The organism is Methylobacterium sp. J-043 (assembly GCF_022829505.1).
GTDB lineage: Bacteria > Pseudomonadota > Alphaproteobacteria > Rhizobiales > Beijerinckiaceae > Methylobacterium > Methylobacterium extorquens_A.
Genome location: NZ_JAKSYB010000058.1, coordinates 348,095 through 364,247, shown reverse-complemented (window position 1 = coordinate 364,247; position 16,153 = coordinate 348,095). Strand labels below are relative to the sequence as shown.

The following is a 16,153-nucleotide window of genomic DNA, read 5'->3' as shown; positions in this document are numbered from 1 at the left end:
GCGGGATGGAAGGGCGCGGGGTGCTGACGGACGGTATTGCGCATGGCGGCGATCTCGACGCGGCCCGCCGGCTGTTTCCGGGCGCGCCCGAGCCGTGGATCGACCTTTCGACCGGTATCAACCCGGTGCCCTATCCGCTGCCGCCCTTTGAAGCCAGTGCCCTTCACCGCCTGCCCTCCCCCGCCGACCTGGCCCGGCTCAAATCCGCGGCGTCGGCGGCCTACGGCGCGCCGGGGCCGGACCATGTCGTTGCCGCGCCCGGCACGCAGATCCTGATCGAGACCCTGCCGCGGCTCCTGCCGCCGTCTTGCGTCGCGGTGGTCGGCCCGACCTATGCCGAGCACGCCGCCGCCTGGACCCGCTCCGGCCATACGGTGCGCAGCGTGGGCGATCCGCGCGAGGCCGAGGGCGCCGATGTCCTGGTGGCAGTCAGCCCCAACAATCCTGACGGGCGCGTGTTCTCAGCCGAGGCGTTGGCGAGCGTCGCCGGGGGAGGCCTCGTCGTGCTCGATCAGGCCTTCGCCGACCTGGAGCCCGTGGAGGCCGCGCGGCCGGGGCCCGGCCTCGTGGTCCTGCGTTCGTTCGGCAAGACCTACGGTCTCGCGGGCCTCCGGCTCGGCTTCGCTCTCGCCGAGCCGGCGCTGGCGCGGCGCCTCGAATCCGCCCTCGGTCCCTGGGCGGTCTCGGGCACCGCCATTGCCGCGGGCTGCGCGGCGCTGCCGGATGCCGCGTGGCGCCGCGTGGCCACCGCCGATCGGGCAAAGGACGCGGGCCGCCTCGACCGGATGATCGAACGGGCCGGCGGACGGATCGTCGGCGGGACGGCCCTGTTCCGCACAGCGGATTTCCCGGACGGGCCCGGCCTGTTCCGGAAACTCGGTGAGGCCGGGATCTACGTGCGGCGCTTCCCCGAGGCGCCGGAGCGGCTGCGCTTCGGCCTGCCCCCGGACAAGGCGGCGTGGTGCCGCCTCTCGCGGGTGCTCAGGTAGGCTGGGATCTGCCGCCGAGCCAGGACACGACGAGCGCGGCGAGCGCGAAGGCGCCGCCGACGGCGCAGACGCCGGGCCAGCCCGCGAGGAGGAAGGCGCGCGAGCCGAGGAAGGCGCCGGCCGCTCCGCCGATGAAGACCGCGGTGAACAGCACGGTGTTGATGCGTCCGCGGGCGCCCGGCGCGAGGGCGTAGGCGCGGGTCTGGTTGGCGATCAGGGCGCCGTTGATGCCGATGTCGAGGAGCAGCACGCCGGCCGCGATGGCGAGGAGCGATACCTCACCGGCCAGCGCCAGCACCGCGAAGGCCGCCGCAACCAGAACGCTGCCGACGATCACCACCGGCCGGGCGCCGCGCCGGTCGCTGTAGCGGCCAGAATAGGGGGCGATCAGCGCGCCTGCGACACCGATGACGCCGAACAAGCCCGCGCCCGCCGCGGTGAGGTCGAAGGGCGGTGCCTCCACGAGGAGGGCCAGCGTCGCCCAGAACGCGTTGAAGCTGGCAAACAGCAGGGCCTGGGAAAGGCTGGCATTGCGGAGGATCGGCTGGCTGCGCACGAGATGCAGCAGCGAGATCATCAGCGCGCGATAACGCAGGCGCTGCTTCGGTGCGCTGCGCGGCAGCGTGCGCCACGCGATTCCCGCCATGGCGACGGCGAGGCCGGCGGCTGCGAAGAACACCGCGCGCCAGCCGAATTGCGCGCCGACGAAGCCGCTCGCGGTGCGGGCGAGCAGGATGCCGGAGAGCAGACCGGTCATTACCCCGCCGACGATCCGCCCCCGGCTCGCATCGGGCGCGAGCTCGGCGGCGAAGGGCACCGCCTGCTGCGCGGCGCAGGCGAGCACCCCGATGACGAGGCTGGCCCCTGTGAGCACCGCGAGGTTCGGGCTGAGTGCCGCGACGACCAGGGCGACGGCCAGCCCCAGCAACTGCCACACGATGAGGTCGCGCCGCGGCAGGGCATCGCCCAGGGGCACCAGGAACAGGATGCCCAGACCGTAGCCGACGAGGCTGGCCGTCGGCACGAGGAGTGCCGCGCGCTCGCCGAACTCGGCGACGAGAACCGCGAGCAGAGGCTGATTATAGTAGATGTTGGCGACGGCCCCACCCGCGATCAGGGTCAGCCCGATGCGCGTCGTGGGGGACAGGGCGCGGTCGCCGCCCGCATCACCGCTCATCGGTGTGCCGTCCGGATCTCGGAGGGCTGGGATGGATAGGCAGCGAGCGGCGGGAAAAACGACATGGACCGCCCCATACGGCAGGCCGCAGCCGGACCGCCAGCCCTGGCGACACGGCGAGGCGCAGCCGTCGCGCGGCAGAATGTCCGGCTTCGCTCGGACTGCCCTACGAAATGCCCTGTCGAAGTCCGCATCGGCGCCAATGGCGAATGCGAGGCGGATGTGCCGCGAGGGACAGCCTGACGCGCGATGGTAGCATCCCTCAAAAGAGTGCCTATATGATCAATTGTAAGAAAAACGCACAGCCTTTGCAGCAGCTTGGCCCGGCAACCATTTGCAGATGGGCGCGTGATGGCGCACATTTTCCCCCGGTGGCCGGCCGCCGCTTCAAGATGAGGAGTCGTGTATGCCGAATTACCGCGTCCACTTCGCGAAGCAGATCCTCGGAGTGCCCTTCACGGTCGGTTTCGTCGAGATTTCCCGCGCCCGCGATCCGGAGCGCGCCCTGAAGGCCGCGGAGATCCGCTTTGCCCGCTCGCGCGGTGTGAACGATTGGCGCGAGCGCGCCGACACTGTGGATCTCGCGCCGCATGCCGAGGCCGAGTTCTGACGGCCCCCAACGGATAGGCCTTGGCCGATCCGAGCCTGCGGGTGCCGCGCGATTCTCTCAGCGGAATGGTGTTGCTGGAGGCGCCCGGCAGGGCTCCTGCCTACTTCCCATATCTGGCGCCGAGGCGGCGTAGGCTTTAGGCTCCCGTAACGGCCGAGCCTCGTCTGCGTCGGCTCGGCGGATCCAAGGGCTTGTTCGGTCATGGCGGCGATCTCGTTCCTCGGCGATCTCATCCAGACCATCAGTGACCGGGGCCGCGACCTCATCGGCTTGGCCCGCTCCGATCTGGCACGGACGGCGAGCGCGGCCGACCTCGCCCGGTTCTGCGAAGACCTGATTTCCCGGCGCGGCGAAGCCTCGGGCGTCGCGCTCGCCCGCTTGATCCTCGATCGCTACGCCGCCTTCCCGCTTGAGGACCGGCTCGCCTTCCTCGAACTCATCGCCACCGAATTCGGTGCCGACCATGACGCGGTCGATGCCGCCATCGCCGCTTACCGCGCCGATCCGACGCGGGCCCGTCTCGGCCTGCTGCACCTGGCGGCTGAGCCGCGTTCGCAGGAACTGATCCGACGGCTCAACCTTGCCCGCGGCGGTACCCTGGCGCTGGTGCGGATGCGCGAGGATCTGTTCGCGCTGCGCAAGCGCCTGAAAGACCGCGAGGCCGCCCCGGAGACGATCGACGCGGCGGCGAGCCTCGACAGCGATTTCGAGCACCTGTTCGCCTCGTGGTTCAACCGGGGCTTCCTCGTGCTGCGCCACATCGACTGGTCGACGCCGGCCGACATCCTCGAGAAGATCATCCGCTACGAGGCGGTCCACGAGATCGCCGATTGGGACGAGTTACGCCGCCGCATCCAGCCGACGGACCGGCGCTGCTTCGCCTTCTTCCATCCGGCCCTGCTCGACGAGCCGCTGATCTTCGTCGAGGTGGCGCTCACCAACGCCATCGCTCCGGCGATCCAGCCGATCCTGGCGGATGGGCGCGAGCCGGTGCCGGCGCGCAGCGCCACGACCGCGATCTTTTACTCGATCTCGAACTGCCAGAAGGGCTTGGCCGGCGTCACCTTCGGCAACTTCCTCATCAAGCAGGTGGTCGAGGACCTCGCCCGCGAGATTCCCTCCCTGAAGACTTTCGTCACCCTCTCGCCGGTGCCCGGCTTCCGCACCTGGCTCGATCGCGAGCGTGGCGCCGACGCGCCGCAGGGCCTGACGCGGGAGGATGTGGAGGCGCTGCGCCTGCTCGATACCGAGGATTGGCGGGCCGACAAGACGAAGTGCGAGGCGGTTCGGCGTGCCATGCTGCCTGCAGCAGCCGCCTATTTCCTGCGCGCCAAGAACGAGCGGGGCCGCCCGCTCGACCCGGTCGCCCGCTTCCATCTCGGCAATGGCGCGCGGCTGGAGCGGATGAACTTTCTCGGCGACACCTCGAGGAAGGGCCTGAAGCAGTCCTATGGGCTGATGGTGAACTACCTCTACGATCTCTCGGCGATCGAGAAGAACCACGAGACCTACGTCAATCTCGGCACCGTCGCGACCTCCTCGGCGGTCAGCCGCGAGCTGCGCTCCAACCTGCCGCCCCCGCGGGCGGTGGTGCTGGCCGAGGCGGGCTGAGTCGCGTCCTTGGCGGAGCGGCGGACGCCGCTTTTTCGCTGCGGCGCGGGACCGATTCCGTCCTCGCACGTTCTCCTGTCCGACGCCCGCCCGAAACTCTCGAGGTGGCGGGCCTGACAAGAACAGGAGTTCCGCCATGGTTGATACGGATCGCATCGTCGGCACCGTGAAGGATCTCGGCGGCCGGGCGCAGGGCGTGGTGGGCGATGCGCTCGGCTCCGACCGGGATTCGCTGGAAGGCCGTTACCGGGAGGCCGAGGGCCGCGCGCAGCGCATCTACGGGCAGGCCAAGGACACCGTGCGCGACATCGCCGACGACGTCGGTGGCTATGCGGAGGACGCCTATGACCGCGTCAGCCGTAACGGCGGTACGTATCTGCGCGACGGGCGCGAGCGGGTCGAGACGCAGGTCGGGGAGAACCCGTTCCTGGCCCTCTTGATTGCCGGTGCCGTCGGCTACGGCCTCGCGCTGCTGCTGCATTCGCGCCGCTGAGCAACGACCTCGGAGCGCGGCATTCCCCTCGCCGCGCTCCGCTCTTCGTCGGGCCTACTGCGCGGTCCAGCCGCCATCCATGGCGATGTTCGCGCCGGTGATCTGGCTGGCGCTGTCCGTGCACAGGAACAGGGCGAGCGCGGCGACCTGATCGATCGTCACGAATTCCTTCGTCGGCTGCGCCTTCAGCAGCACGTCCTCGATCACCTGCTCCTTGGTGAGTCCGCGCGCCTTCATCGTGTCCGGGATCTGGCTTTCCACCAGCGGCGTCCAGACATAGCCCGGCGAGATGCAGTTCACCGTGATGCCGTGGGTGGCGAGTTCGAGCGCCGCCGTCTTGGTGAGGCCGACGACGCCGTGCTTGGCCGCGACGTAGGCCGACTTGTAGGGCGAGGCGACCATCGAGTGCGCCGAAGCCGTGTTGATGACCCGGCCCCAGCCCTTCGCCTTCATGTGCGGCACGGCTGCACGCAGGGTGTGAAAGGCCGAGGAGAGGTTGAGCGCGATGATCTGGTCCCACTTCTCGACCGGGAAGTCCTCGATCGGCGAGACGTACTGGATGCCCGCATTGTTCACGAGGATGTCGATGCTGCCGAACGTCTCGACCGAGAGTGCGATCAACCCGCCGATCTCGTCGGGCTTCGTGAGGTCGGCAGGCGAGTAGGCCGCCTTGACCCCGAACTCGCTCTCGATGCCGCTGCGGGTCCGCTCGATGTCTTCGGCGTTGCCGAATCCGTTGAGGACCACGTTCGCGCCAGCCTTGGCGAAGCTCTTGGCGATGGCGAGGCCGATGCCGCTGGTCGAGCCGGTGACGACGGCGGATTTCCCTTGCAGGCTCATGAATTCCCTCCGGTTCACGGGCCACGCGGACCCTTTCGCCCCACGACTTGCCCCAATGGTTCGGCGAAGTCGATCTTGCTGCGCCGCACGCGCTGACGCTAAGCGGCGGTTGACACCTATGCCTGCTTCCCCGAACACCTCGCGCCGGTCGCAGGGCGCCGGGCGGGTGCACGGCTGCCGAGCAAGAAGTTGGACCGACGATCGATGGCGGTGATGCGCTCCTATCTCGACTTCGAGAAGCCCGTGGCGGAACTCGAGGCGAAGCTCGAGGAACTCAGGGCCCTGGGCCAGCGCGACGGCGCCGTCTCGATCAGCGAGGAGGTCGGGCGCCTCGAGGGCAAGGCCGCCCAGGCGCTCGCCGAGATCTACGCCGCCCTCACGCCCTGGCAGAAGACGCAGGTCGCCCGCCACCCGCAGCGGCCGCATTTCGTCGATTACTGCGCCGGGCTGATCGAGGAGTTCACGCCGCTGGCCGGTGACCGCACCTTCGGCGAGGACGAAGCGATCCTCGGCGGCTTCGGGCGCTTCCGCGGCCGCCCGGTCTGCGTCCTCGGCCAGGAGAAGGGTGCCACCACCGAGGCGCGCCTGCGGCACAATTTCGGGATGGCCCGGCCGGAGGGCTACCGCAAGGCCGTGCGCCTGATGGAGACCGCCGACCGTTTCGGCCTGCCCGTACTCGCCTTCGTCGACACCGCGGGCGCCTTCCCCGGCATCGAGGCGGAGGAGCGCGGTCAGGCCGAGGCCATTGCCCGCTCCACGGAAGCCTGCCTCGCGCTCGGCGTGCCGAACGTCGCCGTCGTCATCGGCGAGGGCGGCTCGGGCGGGGCCATCGCCATCGCCACCGCCAACACGGTGATGATGCTGGAACACGCCATCTACAGCGTCATCTCGCCGGAGGGCGCCGCCTCGATCCTGTGGCGCGACCAGGGCCGTGCGCACGACGCCGCCACCGCCATGAAGATCACCGCGCAGGATCTGCTACGCCTCGGCATCATCGACTCCATCGTGCCTGAAGCCACCGGCGGCGCCCACCGCGACCGCCACGCGGCCCTCGACGCGACCGGTGACGCCATCGCCCGCGCGCTGGCGGAGTTCGAAGGCCTGAGCCGGGACGAGATCCGCGACCGGCGCGCACAGAAGTTTCTCGAGATCGGCCGCAAGCTGTGAAATGGGGGCTCGGCGCGGGCCTGCTGAACGGCCTGCGCCGCCTCGGCCGGCGCGACCTCCGCGAACCGCGTGCCATCAACCACATCTCGCTCGGCAGCCACTGCCATACCGCACAGATCCTGAAAGGGCTCGGCCTGCGCAGATGGTCGGCGCCTTTCGACTGGATCTTCTCCTCACCGGGAATGGTCCGCGATTGTCTCGCCGACGACTTTTCCGATCTGCTCGACCGGCGCCACTATCAAAGCACACCGCTGCACGAGCGGCAGGCGCCGAACGAGACGCGTTGCCGCCATCTCCTCTATCGGGATCGGCACGCGATTCCGTTCGTGTTCAACCACCACGATCCGGCGGCCAGCGACGAGGATTACCGCTTCCTGCAAGCCGGCGTACGACGGCTGCGTGCGGCCCTGGACCGGCCCGGTGCCCGCAACCGCTTCTACCTGATGACCGCTCTTCCCACCGAAGCGGCGACGGTTCGTGCGATCCGCGAAGCGCTGACGGCGCGGGCCGCGGACAATCACCTCCTGATGCTTCAGTTGCACCAAGGGGAGAGCCAAGCGGTGAGCGTGCTCGCGCAGGAGCCGCATCTCGACTGGCTCCGAATCGAGGTTCGTTCACCATCGGTCGGTGTCCGCTTCGCCGATCCCGCCGATGACGCGTTCTTGAAGGCTGTCATGCGCAAGCGCAGCCCATTTCCTGCGGAACCGTGATGGATTTGCAACGCCTGTCCACAATGTGGATTGCTGCCTTGCGGTAAGTTCTGGGTAAGCTTAGCGAGGCTATAGGGTTCGGGGAGTGACGTCCGCAAAAGGGCAGGAATTGCCCTGCGGGCGAGGACACGTAAGGACGGGTTCCCCATGGCTGTGCGTCCGTTTGTGGCGGCTGCTGCCGTTGCTCTGGCGATGACCCTCGGTGCCTGCCAGGACAGCGCCATGCTCGGTGGCGCTTCGACCCGCAGCCTGACCCCGGTTCCCCCCCAGACGCTCGCGCTCATGCAGGCCAAGGGCATGAGCCAATCCGACCCGATCCTGATCCGCGCCTTCAAGAAGGAAGCGGAGATGGAGGTGTGGAAGCGCGGCGCCAACGGCCAGTACGCCCTGCTGAAGACCTTCCCGATCTGCCGCTGGTCGGGCCAGCTCGGCCCCAAGCTGAAGCAGGGCGACCGGCAGGCGCCGGAGGGCTTCTACGCGATCACACCGGGTCAGATGAACCCGAACTCCAGCTACTATCTCTCCTTCGATGTCGGCTACCCGAACGCCATCGATCGGGCCAAGGGCGGCACCGGCAACTACATCATGGTGCACGGCACCTGCTCGTCGTCGGGCTGCTTCGCGATGACCGACGCCTCGATGTCGGAGATCTATGCCATCGCCCGCGAGGCCTTCAACGGCGGCCAGCGCGCCTTCCAGTTCCAATCCTACCCGTTCCGGATGACGGCTTCGAACATCGCCAAGTTCCGCAACGACCCCAACACGCCGTTCTGGAAGAACCTCAAGGAGGGCTCGGACTATTTCGAGACCCTCAAGGAGGAGCCGCGGGTCGCGGCCTGCGGCACGAAATACGTGTTCGGCGGTGCCGACGTAGCCGCGGGCAACTGCACGCCGCGGGTCGATCCGCTGGTTGCCGAGAAGCGCGACCGCGACAGCCACGAGGTTGCCGAGCTGATCGCAAAGGGCACGCCCGCGACCCGTGTCGTCTACGACGACGGCGGCCAGAACCCGGTCTTCCGCCCCCAGAAGCCGGAAGGGCCGACCTTCGCGGCCCTCATCGAGAACGAGAAGGAAAAAGAGAAGGAGCTCGCCTACACGGCCAAGGAGTACGGGCGCTATCACCTCGGTGACGTCAGCCGGCCGGAGAGCCTCGCGCTCGGACCGAACGAGTTCGAGGTCGATGCCAAGGGTAAGCCCGTCCTGATCGCTGCCGCCCCCGCCGACGCGCCCGGCCCGACCAAGGCCGCCGCCGCCCGTAAGGAGCAGACCAAGTCGACGACGTTGGTCGCGGTGCAGGAGCCGGCCAAGGTGGGTGACGGCAAGGCGAGTGAGGCTAAGCCGGGCTCGACCAAGCCGCACCGTATCGCCGTGGCCGATGCGGACGGCGACGTGAGCGCCTTCAGCAAGGTTCTGGGCAAGAAGCCCGGCAAGGACGAGAAGGCCGCCGAAGCGCCGAAATCTGAGACGTCCAAGGCCGACGCGTCCAAGTCCGAGGCTCACAAGTCGAAGCCGGCGGCCAAGGACGCGACATCCTCCGCCGCGAAGCCGCAGGCTGCCGTCACGACCACCGGCTCCCTGCGGAACTGACGGCCCCTGACGGCTCGGCGCGGTGGCGGCCAAGAGCCGTGATCGCGCCGTGACTTTTCCGGCGCGGTCAGGCCGTCGGAGCGTGGCGCAAACCCCATCGACAAAGCCGCGCACATCCTGTAGAGCCCCGGCCAACTCACAACAGGATGCCGAAATCCTGACGCCCGGACTTCACCGGACGGGCGCTAACGGCCGGAGCGTTTCCAATGAACATCATCGAGCAGCTCGAGCGGGAAGAAGTCGCCCGCCTCGCCAAGACCATCCCGGATTTCGAGCCGGGTGACACGGTCATCGTCAACGTCCGCGTCAAGGAAGGCGAGCGTACCCGCGTCCAGGCCTATGAGGGCGTCTGCATCGCCCGGAACGGCGGCGGGCTCAACGAGAGCTTCACCGTCCGCAAGATCTCCTACGGCGAGGGTGTGGAGCGCGTCTTCCCCGTGCACTCCCCGATGATCGACTCGATCAAGGTGGTCCGCCGCGGTAAGGTCCGCCGCGCCAAGCTCTACTACCTGCGCGACCGTCGTGGTAAGTCGGCCCGTATCGTCGAGCGCTCGGACCGCTCCGAGAAGACCGCCAAGGCCCAGAAGGCCACTGCCGCGACCGCCGCGGAGTAATCCTTATCCGAGAGTGGCCCTACGGGGCCGCTTATGCCGATGTGCCCGTCCCGAGACGATCGGGGCGGGTTTTTTGTTGCCCCTCTGGCTGCATCATCGAGAGGCAGGCCGCACGAGCCCGGTCATTGCGATAGCCTCGGCACCGCATCGCAGTGGCGAAGAAGCCGGCGCGCACCCGTCGCTTGCTGTCAGCCAAGCCTAACGGGTCGGAGCCCGATGCGGGCGGTGCCCCCTGAATCAAAAGGCCGCGGGTGACGCGTGCGGCTGAGCGCACGGACACCACGCGGCCCGCGAGAATGGTCGAGGGTAAGCGTTACCCCCGCCGCAGCGCCTCCAGCACCTTGCCCCCCGGCCGCCCGGTGGCGGGCATCCCGAGTTGGCGCTCAATGTCCTTGATCGCATCGCGGGTCTTGGAGCCGACTTTTCCGTCCGGCTCGCCGACATCGTAGCCGCGGGCAGTCAGGCGGGTCTGGAGGTCGCGACGCTCAGCGCGCGAGAGCGGCGGGTCGTCGGTCGGCCAATCGGCCTGGACGCCGGGGCGGCCCCGCAGGCGGTCCGAGAGGACGGCGATGGCCAGCCCGTAGGATTCAGCGGCGTTGTAGGAGTAGATCGCGTCGAAGTTCTTCGTCACGAGGAAGGCCGGGCCGTTGATGCCGGCGGGCGCGATGATGCCGGCGGGTCCCTCCCCGGTCAGCGCCTTGCCGTCGACGCGGGTGACGCCGAGCGAGGCCCAGTGACTGAGCGCGTGCTTGTTCTTGCGGCCCGCAGCCGCGACGTTGAACCCGCGCGGCAGACGTACCTCGTAGCCCCAGGGCTGGCCGTTCGACCACTTGGCGACGCGCAGGAAGTTGGCGGTGGAGGCGACCGCGTCGGCCACCGAATCGACCACGTCGCGCCGTCCGTCGCCGTCGCCGTCCACGGCGAGACGCTGGTAGGTGGTCGGCATGAACTGCGTCTGGCCGAAGGCGCCGGCCCAGGAGCCGGTCAGCCGCGAGGCCTCGATGTCGCCCCGCTCGATGATCTTCAGCGTCGCGATCAGTTCCGTGCGGAAGAAGTCGCGCCGGCGGTTGCTCGAGCAGGCCAGCGTGGCGAGCGATTGCACCAGCGGCATCTTGCCGAGGTTCTTGCCGAAATTGGATTCCACGCCCCACACCGCGGCAATGGTGTGACGATCGACGCCGTAGCGTGCCTCCGCGTTCGCCAGCGCCTGGGCATGCTGGCGCATGGCCGCGCGCCCGTCCTCGACCCGCTCTTCGTCGACCAGCGCCGACATGTAATCCCAGATCGGCGTCTTGAACTCCGGCTGCGCCTGGGACAGCTCGATCACCTTGTCGTCGTAGGCAATGTTGGCGGTCGCGGCCCGGAAGGTCTGGGCCGAGACGCCGGCCCCGGCGGCCTGCGCCTGGATGCCGGCAAGGCAGGATTGGAAGTCGGCTCGCGCGGGGCCGGCGAGAAGGCCGCTGGCAAGGGCAAGCCCGATCAGGCTGGCGCGGGTGGCTGGCGTCGGCATGGGTCGGCGCTCCGTCAGAGTTCGGGGATTCTCTCGCGCGATTCAGGCGATACGAGGGTTAATGAAGGGTGAGGATCGATGTGCGACGGAGTCGCTGCACGGGGCCCGGCATTGACCGTGCTCACGTTCTCGTCTAGGCACCCGCTCGTGTACGGGGCTCCGGTTTGGGGCCCCGTCGCATTTCCTGCGCACCCGTGGGCGGTAACAGCCGCCCTGTCGCCCTCGCCGCTCCGGCGAAGAGGGAGAGGAGGGCGCGTTCCTCAAAAATTTGTTCCAGAGGAACAGCGATGTCAAAACGCATCCAGGCGAAGCACAAGCTTGATCGCCGCATGGGCCAGAACATCTGGGGCCGCCCGAAGAGCCCCGTGAACCGCCGCGAATACGGCCCCGGCCAGCACGGCCAGCGCCGCAAGGGCAAGATGAGCGACTTCGGCACGCAGCTGCGCGCCAAGCAGAAGCTCAAGGGCTACTACGGCAACATCACCGAAAAGCAGTTCCGCCGTTACTACGCCGAGGCGATCCGCCTGCGCGGTGACTCCGGCGAGAACCTGATCGGCCTGCTCGAGCGCCGCCTCGACGCCGTGGTGTACCGCTCGAAGTTCGTCGCGACCCCGTTCGCCGCGCGCCAGTTCGTCAACCACGGGCACATCAAGGTCAACGGCCGCCGGGTCAACATCCCGAGCTACCAGGTCAAGGCCGGCGACGTGATCGAGGTGAAGGAAGCCTCGCGCCAGCTCGAGATCGTGGTCGTGGCTTCGCAGCTCGCCGAGCGCGACGTGCCGGACTACATCGAGGTCGATCATCACAAGATGACCGCCCGCGTCACCCGGATCCCGGGCCTCACCGAGGTGCCCTACCCGGTGCAGATGGAACCGAACCTCGTCATCGAGTTCTACTCGCGCTAGTTTTTCGAGATCGTATCGGAATGTGAAAGGGCCGCCCCTCGGGGCGGCCCTTTTTCGTTGCGCTCTAAAGCATCGTCCCGAAAGGTGGTTGCCGGCTTTCGAAAAAAGACGATGCAAAAACAAGAGCCTAGCGCATCGTCTTGGATCCGATATCCAGGACGATGCGCTAGCTCGACACGTCGCTCGCCAGCAGGCGGGTCAGTTCGGCTGCCGGCCGTTCCCGCGAGAGGCCCACCGCCTGCCCGGACCAGAGGGGCGAGAAATCGCCCGAGCCCGCCGCCTCTGCGGCCGTGCGCAGGGGCTGGAGCGCCACCGCCGCGCCGGGAAAGGCCGGAGCGAGCGGGCTGACGGGTCCGAGCTCGCGCACGGCACGGGTGAGCAGGCCGCGGGCCGGGCGCCCGGTCAGCACGTTGGTGAGGGCCGTGTCCTCGTCGCGGGCTGCCGCCAGCGCCGCACGATAGGGCGCGGAAATGCCGGCCTCGGGGCAGCGTAGATAGGCGGTGCCGACCTGCACGGCGCTGGCGCCCAGTGCGAAGGCCGCCGCGACGCCGCGGGGATCGCCGATACCGCCGGCCGCGATCACCGGCACATCCACGGCGTCGGCGATCTGCGGCACGAGGGCGATGGTACCGACCTGCGAGGCGGCCGCGTCGCTGAGGAACATGCCGCGGTGACCGCCGGCCTCCGCGCCTTGCGCGATCACCGCATCGACGCCGCGCTGGCGAAGCCAGCGCGCTTCGCGCACGGTGGTGGCCGAAGACAGGATCAGGCCGCCAGCGTCCCGCACCCGCCGCAATAGTGGCTCCGCAGGCAGGCCGAAATGGAAGCTGACGACGGCCGGGCGCAGCTCTTCCACCACCTCGGCCATCGCGGCGTCGAAGGGCGCGCGGTTGGCCATCGCCACCGGCGCCGCCGGGTCGAGCCCGAACGCTGCGTAGTAGGGCGCGAGGGCGGCCCGCCACGCGGCCTCGCGCGCCGGATCGGGGGCGGCTGGCTCGTGGCAGAAGAAGTTCAGGTTGAATGGCGCCTCCGTCACGGCCCTGATTGAGGCCACCTCGGCGCGGATCTGATCGGGTGTGAGCGCGGCGCAGGCAAGGGAGCCGAGCCCGCCCGCCCCGCTGACGGCAGCGGCGAGTGGCGCCTTCGGGCCGACCATCGGAGCCTGGATGATCGGATGCACGATCCCGATCCGCCGGACGAAATCCGTCTCACCTGTCATGGCTGTCTCCTCGCTCGCCCCGATACGGGTGACGGGGCGAGGCCGGACGGACCCGGGGCCGGATCCCGGTCAGTGGAGGGATCTTCGCAGGGGCGGATCGTTACGCCCCCGGCGCCGCCGGATGTTCCACCGTAGCGGAGGCGGTCGTGCGCGAGGCTTCCTGCTTCAAGCGCTTGCGGTACTGCGCGGCGCCGAAGGGAAGGCCCGTGAGATAGGCCACGCTCACCGCCGCCATCGCCTCGAACGGGAAGCTGATGACGAGGCCGAAGACGACTACGACCACGAGGAAGATCGGCACCACGAGGTCGCGCGGCACGCGCTTGCCCCAGGTCTTGCCCGAGAAGGTCGGCACGGTGGAGACGACGAGGAGCGCGATGGCGAGCACGTAGACGAGGATGACCGGCCGACCCCAGGCACTGAAATCGAGGCCGAGGAAGTACAGGTAGAGTGGCAACATGCCCGTGATCGCGCCGGCCGGCGCCGGCATGCCGACGAAGTAGTCTTTCTTCCACTCGGGGCGGTTGGGATCGTCGAGCATCGCGTTGAAGCGCGCGAGCCGCAGGCACATGGCGATGGCGAAGACGAGCGCCACGATCCAGCCGACGGACTTCAGATTGTGCAGCGTGAAGCTGTAGAGGATCAGTGCCGGGGCACAGCCGAAATTGACGAAGTCGGCGAGCGAATCGAGTTCGGCGCCGAAGCGCGACGTGCCCTTGAGCAGGCGCGCCACGCGCCCGTCGATTCCGTCGAGGACGGCGGCGACGATCACCGCGATCACCGCCGGCTCGAACCGGCCCTCGAAGGCGAGCCGAATCGCGGTCAGCCCGAGGCAGAGCGCGAGCAGGGTGATCATGTTCGGCGCGATCATCCGGAACGGCACCGGCCGGAACCGGCGCGGCCGATCGTTCGCGTCCGGCGCAAAGGGCGGGAACAGATCGTCCATGTCGTCCCTCGACGCGTCTCTCGACGTGTCTTTCGGCTCGTCGCTTCTCGCCATGTCGCTCTTCTGCACAGAGATCAGATGCGGCGGAAGGCCCGCTCCGAGCCGCCGCCGAGATCGGCCAGCACGGTCTCGCCGGCCACCGCCTTCTGGCCGAGGCCGACGAGCACGCGGGTGCCGAGCGGCAGGTAGACATCGACCCGCGAGCCGAACCGGATGAGGCCGAAGCGCTCGCCGACCTGTTTGGACTCGCCGGCCGAGACGAAGCCGACGATGCGTCGGGCCACGAGGCCGGCGATCTGCACCACGCCGATCCGCACCGGCTGGCCGCGATGACTCGTTTCCATGACGATGCCGTTGCGCTCGTTGTCCTCGCTCGCCTTGTCGAGTTCGGCGTTGAGGAACAGGCCCGGCGTGTAGTGGATCTGCCCGATCTTGCCGGAGACCGGCACGCGGTTCACGTGGCAGTCGAACACGTTCATGAACACCGAAATCCGCAGCATCGGCTCGTGCGAAAGGTCGAGTTCGGCGGGCGGCAGCACGGTCGAGATCAGGTTCACCCGCCCGTCGGCGGGAGAGACGATGAGGCCGTCGCCGACCGGCACCACCCGCTCCGGATCACGGAAGAAGTAGCAGACCCAGAGCGTCAGGATCAGGAAGATCCAGCCGAAGAACTGCGAGAAGTAGCCGAGCACCACGGTAAGCACGATGCCGATCAGGATGAAGGGGTAGCCCTCCTTGTGGATCGGCACGAGCGTCCGGCGGATCGTCTCGATGAGGTCGGTCATGGTCTCTTGTAGCTTTTCGCGCGGGGCGCTTCGTTGCCGGATGGCAGGGGCCTCGGCATCCGTCAACCGCCCCTTGGCGAGGGCCCGACCCATGAGGCCGCGGCAAGGCCGCCCGCGTCGAACAGGCGGTAGGTGCGCCGTCCCGCCGCCTTGGCGGCGTAGAGGGCGGTGTCCGCCAGTGCGACCGGGTCCGGCACGCCTCGGCACAGGGCCGCACCGACCGAGGCGCCGAGCGGGTAGCGCCGTTCCCCGTGATCGAACGGACGATTGAGGGCCGCGACGAGCCGTTCGGCGCAGGTCGCCGCCTCGGTCGCGTCGGCGTCGAGAATCACGGCGAACTCGTCTCCGCCGATGCGTGCCACGAGTTCGGCGCGCTGGCAGGTGAGGCTGATTCGCCGGGCGGCTTCGCGAAGGCAGTGGTCCCCGGCCGGATGTCCGTGGGTGTCGTTGATCGCCTTGAAGCCGTCGAGATCGATCAGGAGCAAAGCGCTCACAGGCTCGCGCAGGCGGGCGTCGAAACAGGCGCGGTTGGCAAGTCCCGTCAGCGCGTCTGTCTCTGCCTGAAGACGCAGCTCTTCGAGCCGGCGGCGCTCCTCCGTGACGTCCTGCTTCAGCCCATAGAGCCGCATGGGCCGGCCGTTCCGCGTTTCGACCGTGGCGGTGATGCGGATCCAGCGATGCCCACCACCGGGCGGTACGAGTTCCGCGTCGAGGCTGAACCCGCCTGCCCCCGCGATCGCCCGGTCGCGCAGCGCCGTCAGCCGGCGCCGCGACGCTTCGCTATAGAGGGCGAGCGTGTCGGGCCGCCCGACCGGAACCCCGCGGGGCAGGCCGAACAGATCGTAGACGCCGTTGCTCCAAGTCAGCCGCTCATCCGGCAGGCTGCAGGTCCACAATCCCATGCCGGCGACCCGCAGGGCCGGTTCGAACGGTGCCTCGGCCTGCGCCAGGGCCGCCCGCTGCGCGCCGATGATCGCGGCCTGGATACGCAAC

General features: G+C 68.9%; 16 protein-coding genes. 9 read left to right on the top strand and 7 right to left on the bottom strand.

Going from position 1 to position 16,153, the window contains the following annotated elements; genetic code table 11:
- The first annotated feature begins 5 nt into the window (after window positions 1-5).
- Window positions 6-989 carry a threonine-phosphate decarboxylase CobD gene (cobD, locus tag MKK50_RS16970; RefSeq protein ID WP_499024096.1) on the top strand — a complete coding sequence of 328 codons (984 nt, stop codon included), beginning with the start codon at window positions 6-8 and terminating at the stop codon, window positions 987-989.
- Here the strand turns inward: cobD and MKK50_RS16965 are convergent.
- Complete coding sequence (locus MKK50_RS16965; protein WP_499023971.1) at window positions 982-2,166, bottom strand: MFS transporter; 1,185 nt, start codon at window positions 2,164-2,166, stop codon at window positions 982-984. The two genes, cobD and MKK50_RS16965, sit on opposite strands and share 8 nt — an antisense overlap.
- A 406-nt stretch (window positions 2,167-2,572) precedes the next feature.
- Between MKK50_RS16965 and MKK50_RS16960 the strand changes: the two genes are divergently transcribed.
- The 3 genes from MKK50_RS16960 to MKK50_RS16950 all read left to right on the top strand — a co-directional run bounded on the left by MKK50_RS16960 (window position 2,573) and on the right by MKK50_RS16950 (window position 4,880).
- The gene (locus MKK50_RS16960) at window positions 2,573-2,776 is read left to right on the top strand and encodes a hypothetical protein (protein ID WP_056198113.1); all 204 of its coding nucleotides are present in this window, start codon (window positions 2,573-2,575) and stop codon (window positions 2,774-2,776) included.
- A 201-nt stretch (window positions 2,777-2,977) separates the two neighbouring features.
- A complete protein-coding gene (locus MKK50_RS16955; protein ID WP_499023969.1) occupies window positions 2,978-4,387 on the top strand; it encodes a malonyl-CoA decarboxylase in 1,410 nt (469 codons plus the stop codon).
- 136 nt (window positions 4,388-4,523) lie between these two features.
- Window positions 4,524-4,880: a CsbD family protein gene (locus MKK50_RS16950; protein ID WP_499023968.1), complete on the top strand. Its 357-nt coding sequence runs from the start codon at window positions 4,524-4,526 to the stop codon at window positions 4,878-4,880.
- A 54-nt stretch (window positions 4,881-4,934) separates the two neighbouring features.
- Here MKK50_RS16950 and MKK50_RS16945 read toward each other — a convergent pair whose 3' ends face one another.
- A complete protein-coding gene (locus MKK50_RS16945; protein WP_253368408.1) occupies window positions 4,935-5,720 on the bottom strand; it encodes a 3-hydroxybutyrate dehydrogenase in 786 nt (261 codons plus the stop codon).
- A 213-nt stretch (window positions 5,721-5,933) separates the two neighbouring features.
- Here MKK50_RS16945 and MKK50_RS16940 point away from each other — a divergent pair, with 213 nt between their 5' ends.
- From MKK50_RS16940 to rplS, 4 genes are all read left to right on the top strand, one after another.
- The gene (locus MKK50_RS16940) at window positions 5,934-6,887 is read left to right on the top strand and encodes an acetyl-CoA carboxylase carboxyltransferase subunit alpha (RefSeq protein ID WP_499024094.1); all 954 of its coding nucleotides are present in this window, start codon (window positions 5,934-5,936) and stop codon (window positions 6,885-6,887) included.
- A complete protein-coding gene (locus MKK50_RS16935) occupies window positions 6,884-7,597 on the top strand; it encodes a DUF1796 family putative cysteine peptidase (RefSeq protein ID WP_499023966.1) in 714 nt (237 codons plus the stop codon). Before MKK50_RS16940 ends, MKK50_RS16935 begins: the two co-directional genes overlap by 4 nt.
- Window positions 7,598-7,744: 147 nt before the next feature.
- The gene (locus MKK50_RS16930; protein WP_499023965.1) at window positions 7,745-9,184 is read left to right on the top strand and encodes a L,D-transpeptidase family protein; all 1,440 of its coding nucleotides are present in this window, start codon (window positions 7,745-7,747) and stop codon (window positions 9,182-9,184) included.
- Between the two features lie 206 nt (window positions 9,185-9,390).
- Window positions 9,391-9,798 (top strand): 50S ribosomal protein L19, encoded by a 408-nt coding sequence (rplS, locus tag MKK50_RS16925; RefSeq protein ID WP_253368402.1) that lies wholly within the window; start codon window positions 9,391-9,393, stop codon window positions 9,796-9,798.
- Between the two features lie 313 nt (window positions 9,799-10,111).
- On the opposite strand, the gene MKK50_RS16920 is transcribed toward rplS, so the two are convergent.
- Window positions 10,112-11,308, bottom strand: a complete 1,197-nt coding sequence (locus MKK50_RS16920) for a lytic murein transglycosylase (protein WP_499023962.1) — start codon at window positions 11,306-11,308, stop codon at window positions 10,112-10,114.
- A gap of 287 nt (window positions 11,309-11,595) precedes the next feature.
- Between MKK50_RS16920 and rpsD the strand changes: the two genes are divergently transcribed.
- Window positions 11,596-12,213 carry a 30S ribosomal protein S4 gene (gene rpsD, locus MKK50_RS16915; RefSeq protein WP_060771962.1) on the top strand — a complete coding sequence of 206 codons (618 nt, stop codon included), beginning with the start codon at window positions 11,596-11,598 and terminating at the stop codon, window positions 12,211-12,213.
- 166 nt (window positions 12,214-12,379) lie between these two features.
- Here rpsD and MKK50_RS16910 read toward each other — a convergent pair whose 3' ends face one another.
- The 4 genes from MKK50_RS16910 to MKK50_RS16895 all read right to left on the bottom strand — a co-directional run bounded on the left by MKK50_RS16910 (window position 12,380) and on the right by MKK50_RS16895 (window position 16,152).
- A complete protein-coding gene (locus MKK50_RS16910) occupies window positions 12,380-13,432 on the bottom strand; it encodes an NAD(P)H-dependent flavin oxidoreductase (protein WP_499023961.1) in 1,053 nt (350 codons plus the stop codon).
- A 100-nt stretch (window positions 13,433-13,532) separates the two neighbouring features.
- Complete coding sequence (locus MKK50_RS16905) at window positions 13,533-14,375, bottom strand: CDP-alcohol phosphatidyltransferase family protein (RefSeq protein WP_499023960.1); 843 nt, start codon at window positions 14,373-14,375, stop codon at window positions 13,533-13,535.
- 74 nt (window positions 14,376-14,449) lie between these two features.
- Window positions 14,450-15,226: a phosphatidylserine decarboxylase gene (locus tag MKK50_RS16900; protein WP_499023959.1), complete on the bottom strand. Its 777-nt coding sequence runs from the start codon at window positions 15,224-15,226 to the stop codon at window positions 14,450-14,452.
- On the bottom strand, window positions 15,223-16,152 hold the full coding sequence (locus MKK50_RS16895) for a diguanylate cyclase domain-containing protein (RefSeq protein WP_499023957.1): 930 nt from the start codon (window positions 16,150-16,152) through the stop codon (window positions 15,223-15,225). The genes MKK50_RS16900 and MKK50_RS16895 overlap by 4 nt, the downstream gene beginning before the upstream one ends.
- Window position 16,153: the final 1 nt, after the last annotated feature.

Bases quoted from the DNA above. Each gene is read 5' to 3' on its own strand.
- rpsD (WP_060771962.1), top strand. From the start codon at position 11,596: ATGTCAAAACGCATCCAGGCGAAGCACAAGCTTGATCGCCGCATGGGC.
- MKK50_RS16955 (WP_499023969.1), top strand. From the start codon at position 2,978: ATGGCGGCGATCTCGTTCCTCGGCGATCTCATCCAGACCATCAGTGAC.
- MKK50_RS16945 (WP_253368408.1), bottom strand. From the start codon at position 5,720: ATGAGCCTGCAAGGGAAATCCGCCGTCGTCACCGGCTCGACCAGCGGC.
- MKK50_RS16930 (WP_499023965.1), top strand. From the start codon at position 7,745: ATGGCTGTGCGTCCGTTTGTGGCGGCTGCTGCCGTTGCTCTGGCGATG.
- MKK50_RS16950 (WP_499023968.1), top strand. From the start codon at position 4,524: ATGGTTGATACGGATCGCATCGTCGGCACCGTGAAGGATCTCGGCGGC.
- MKK50_RS16905 (WP_499023960.1), bottom strand. From the start codon at position 14,375: ATGGACGATCTGTTCCCGCCCTTTGCGCCGGACGCGAACGATCGGCCG.
- MKK50_RS16965 (WP_499023971.1), bottom strand. From the start codon at position 2,166: ATGAGCGGTGATGCGGGCGGCGACCGCGCCCTGTCCCCCACGACGCGC.
- rplS (WP_253368402.1), top strand. From the start codon at position 9,391: ATGAACATCATCGAGCAGCTCGAGCGGGAAGAAGTCGCCCGCCTCGCC.
- MKK50_RS16960 (WP_056198113.1), top strand. From the start codon at position 2,573: ATGCCGAATTACCGCGTCCACTTCGCGAAGCAGATCCTCGGAGTGCCC.
- cobD (WP_499024096.1), top strand. From the start codon at position 6: ATGGAAGGGCGCGGGGTGCTGACGGACGGTATTGCGCATGGCGGCGAT.
- MKK50_RS16910 (WP_499023961.1), bottom strand. From the start codon at position 13,432: ATGACAGGTGAGACGGATTTCGTCCGGCGGATCGGGATCGTGCATCCG.
- MKK50_RS16940 (WP_499024094.1), top strand. From the start codon at position 5,934: ATGCGCTCCTATCTCGACTTCGAGAAGCCCGTGGCGGAACTCGAGGCG.
- MKK50_RS16920 (WP_499023962.1), bottom strand. From the start codon at position 11,308: ATGCCGACGCCAGCCACCCGCGCCAGCCTGATCGGGCTTGCCCTTGCC.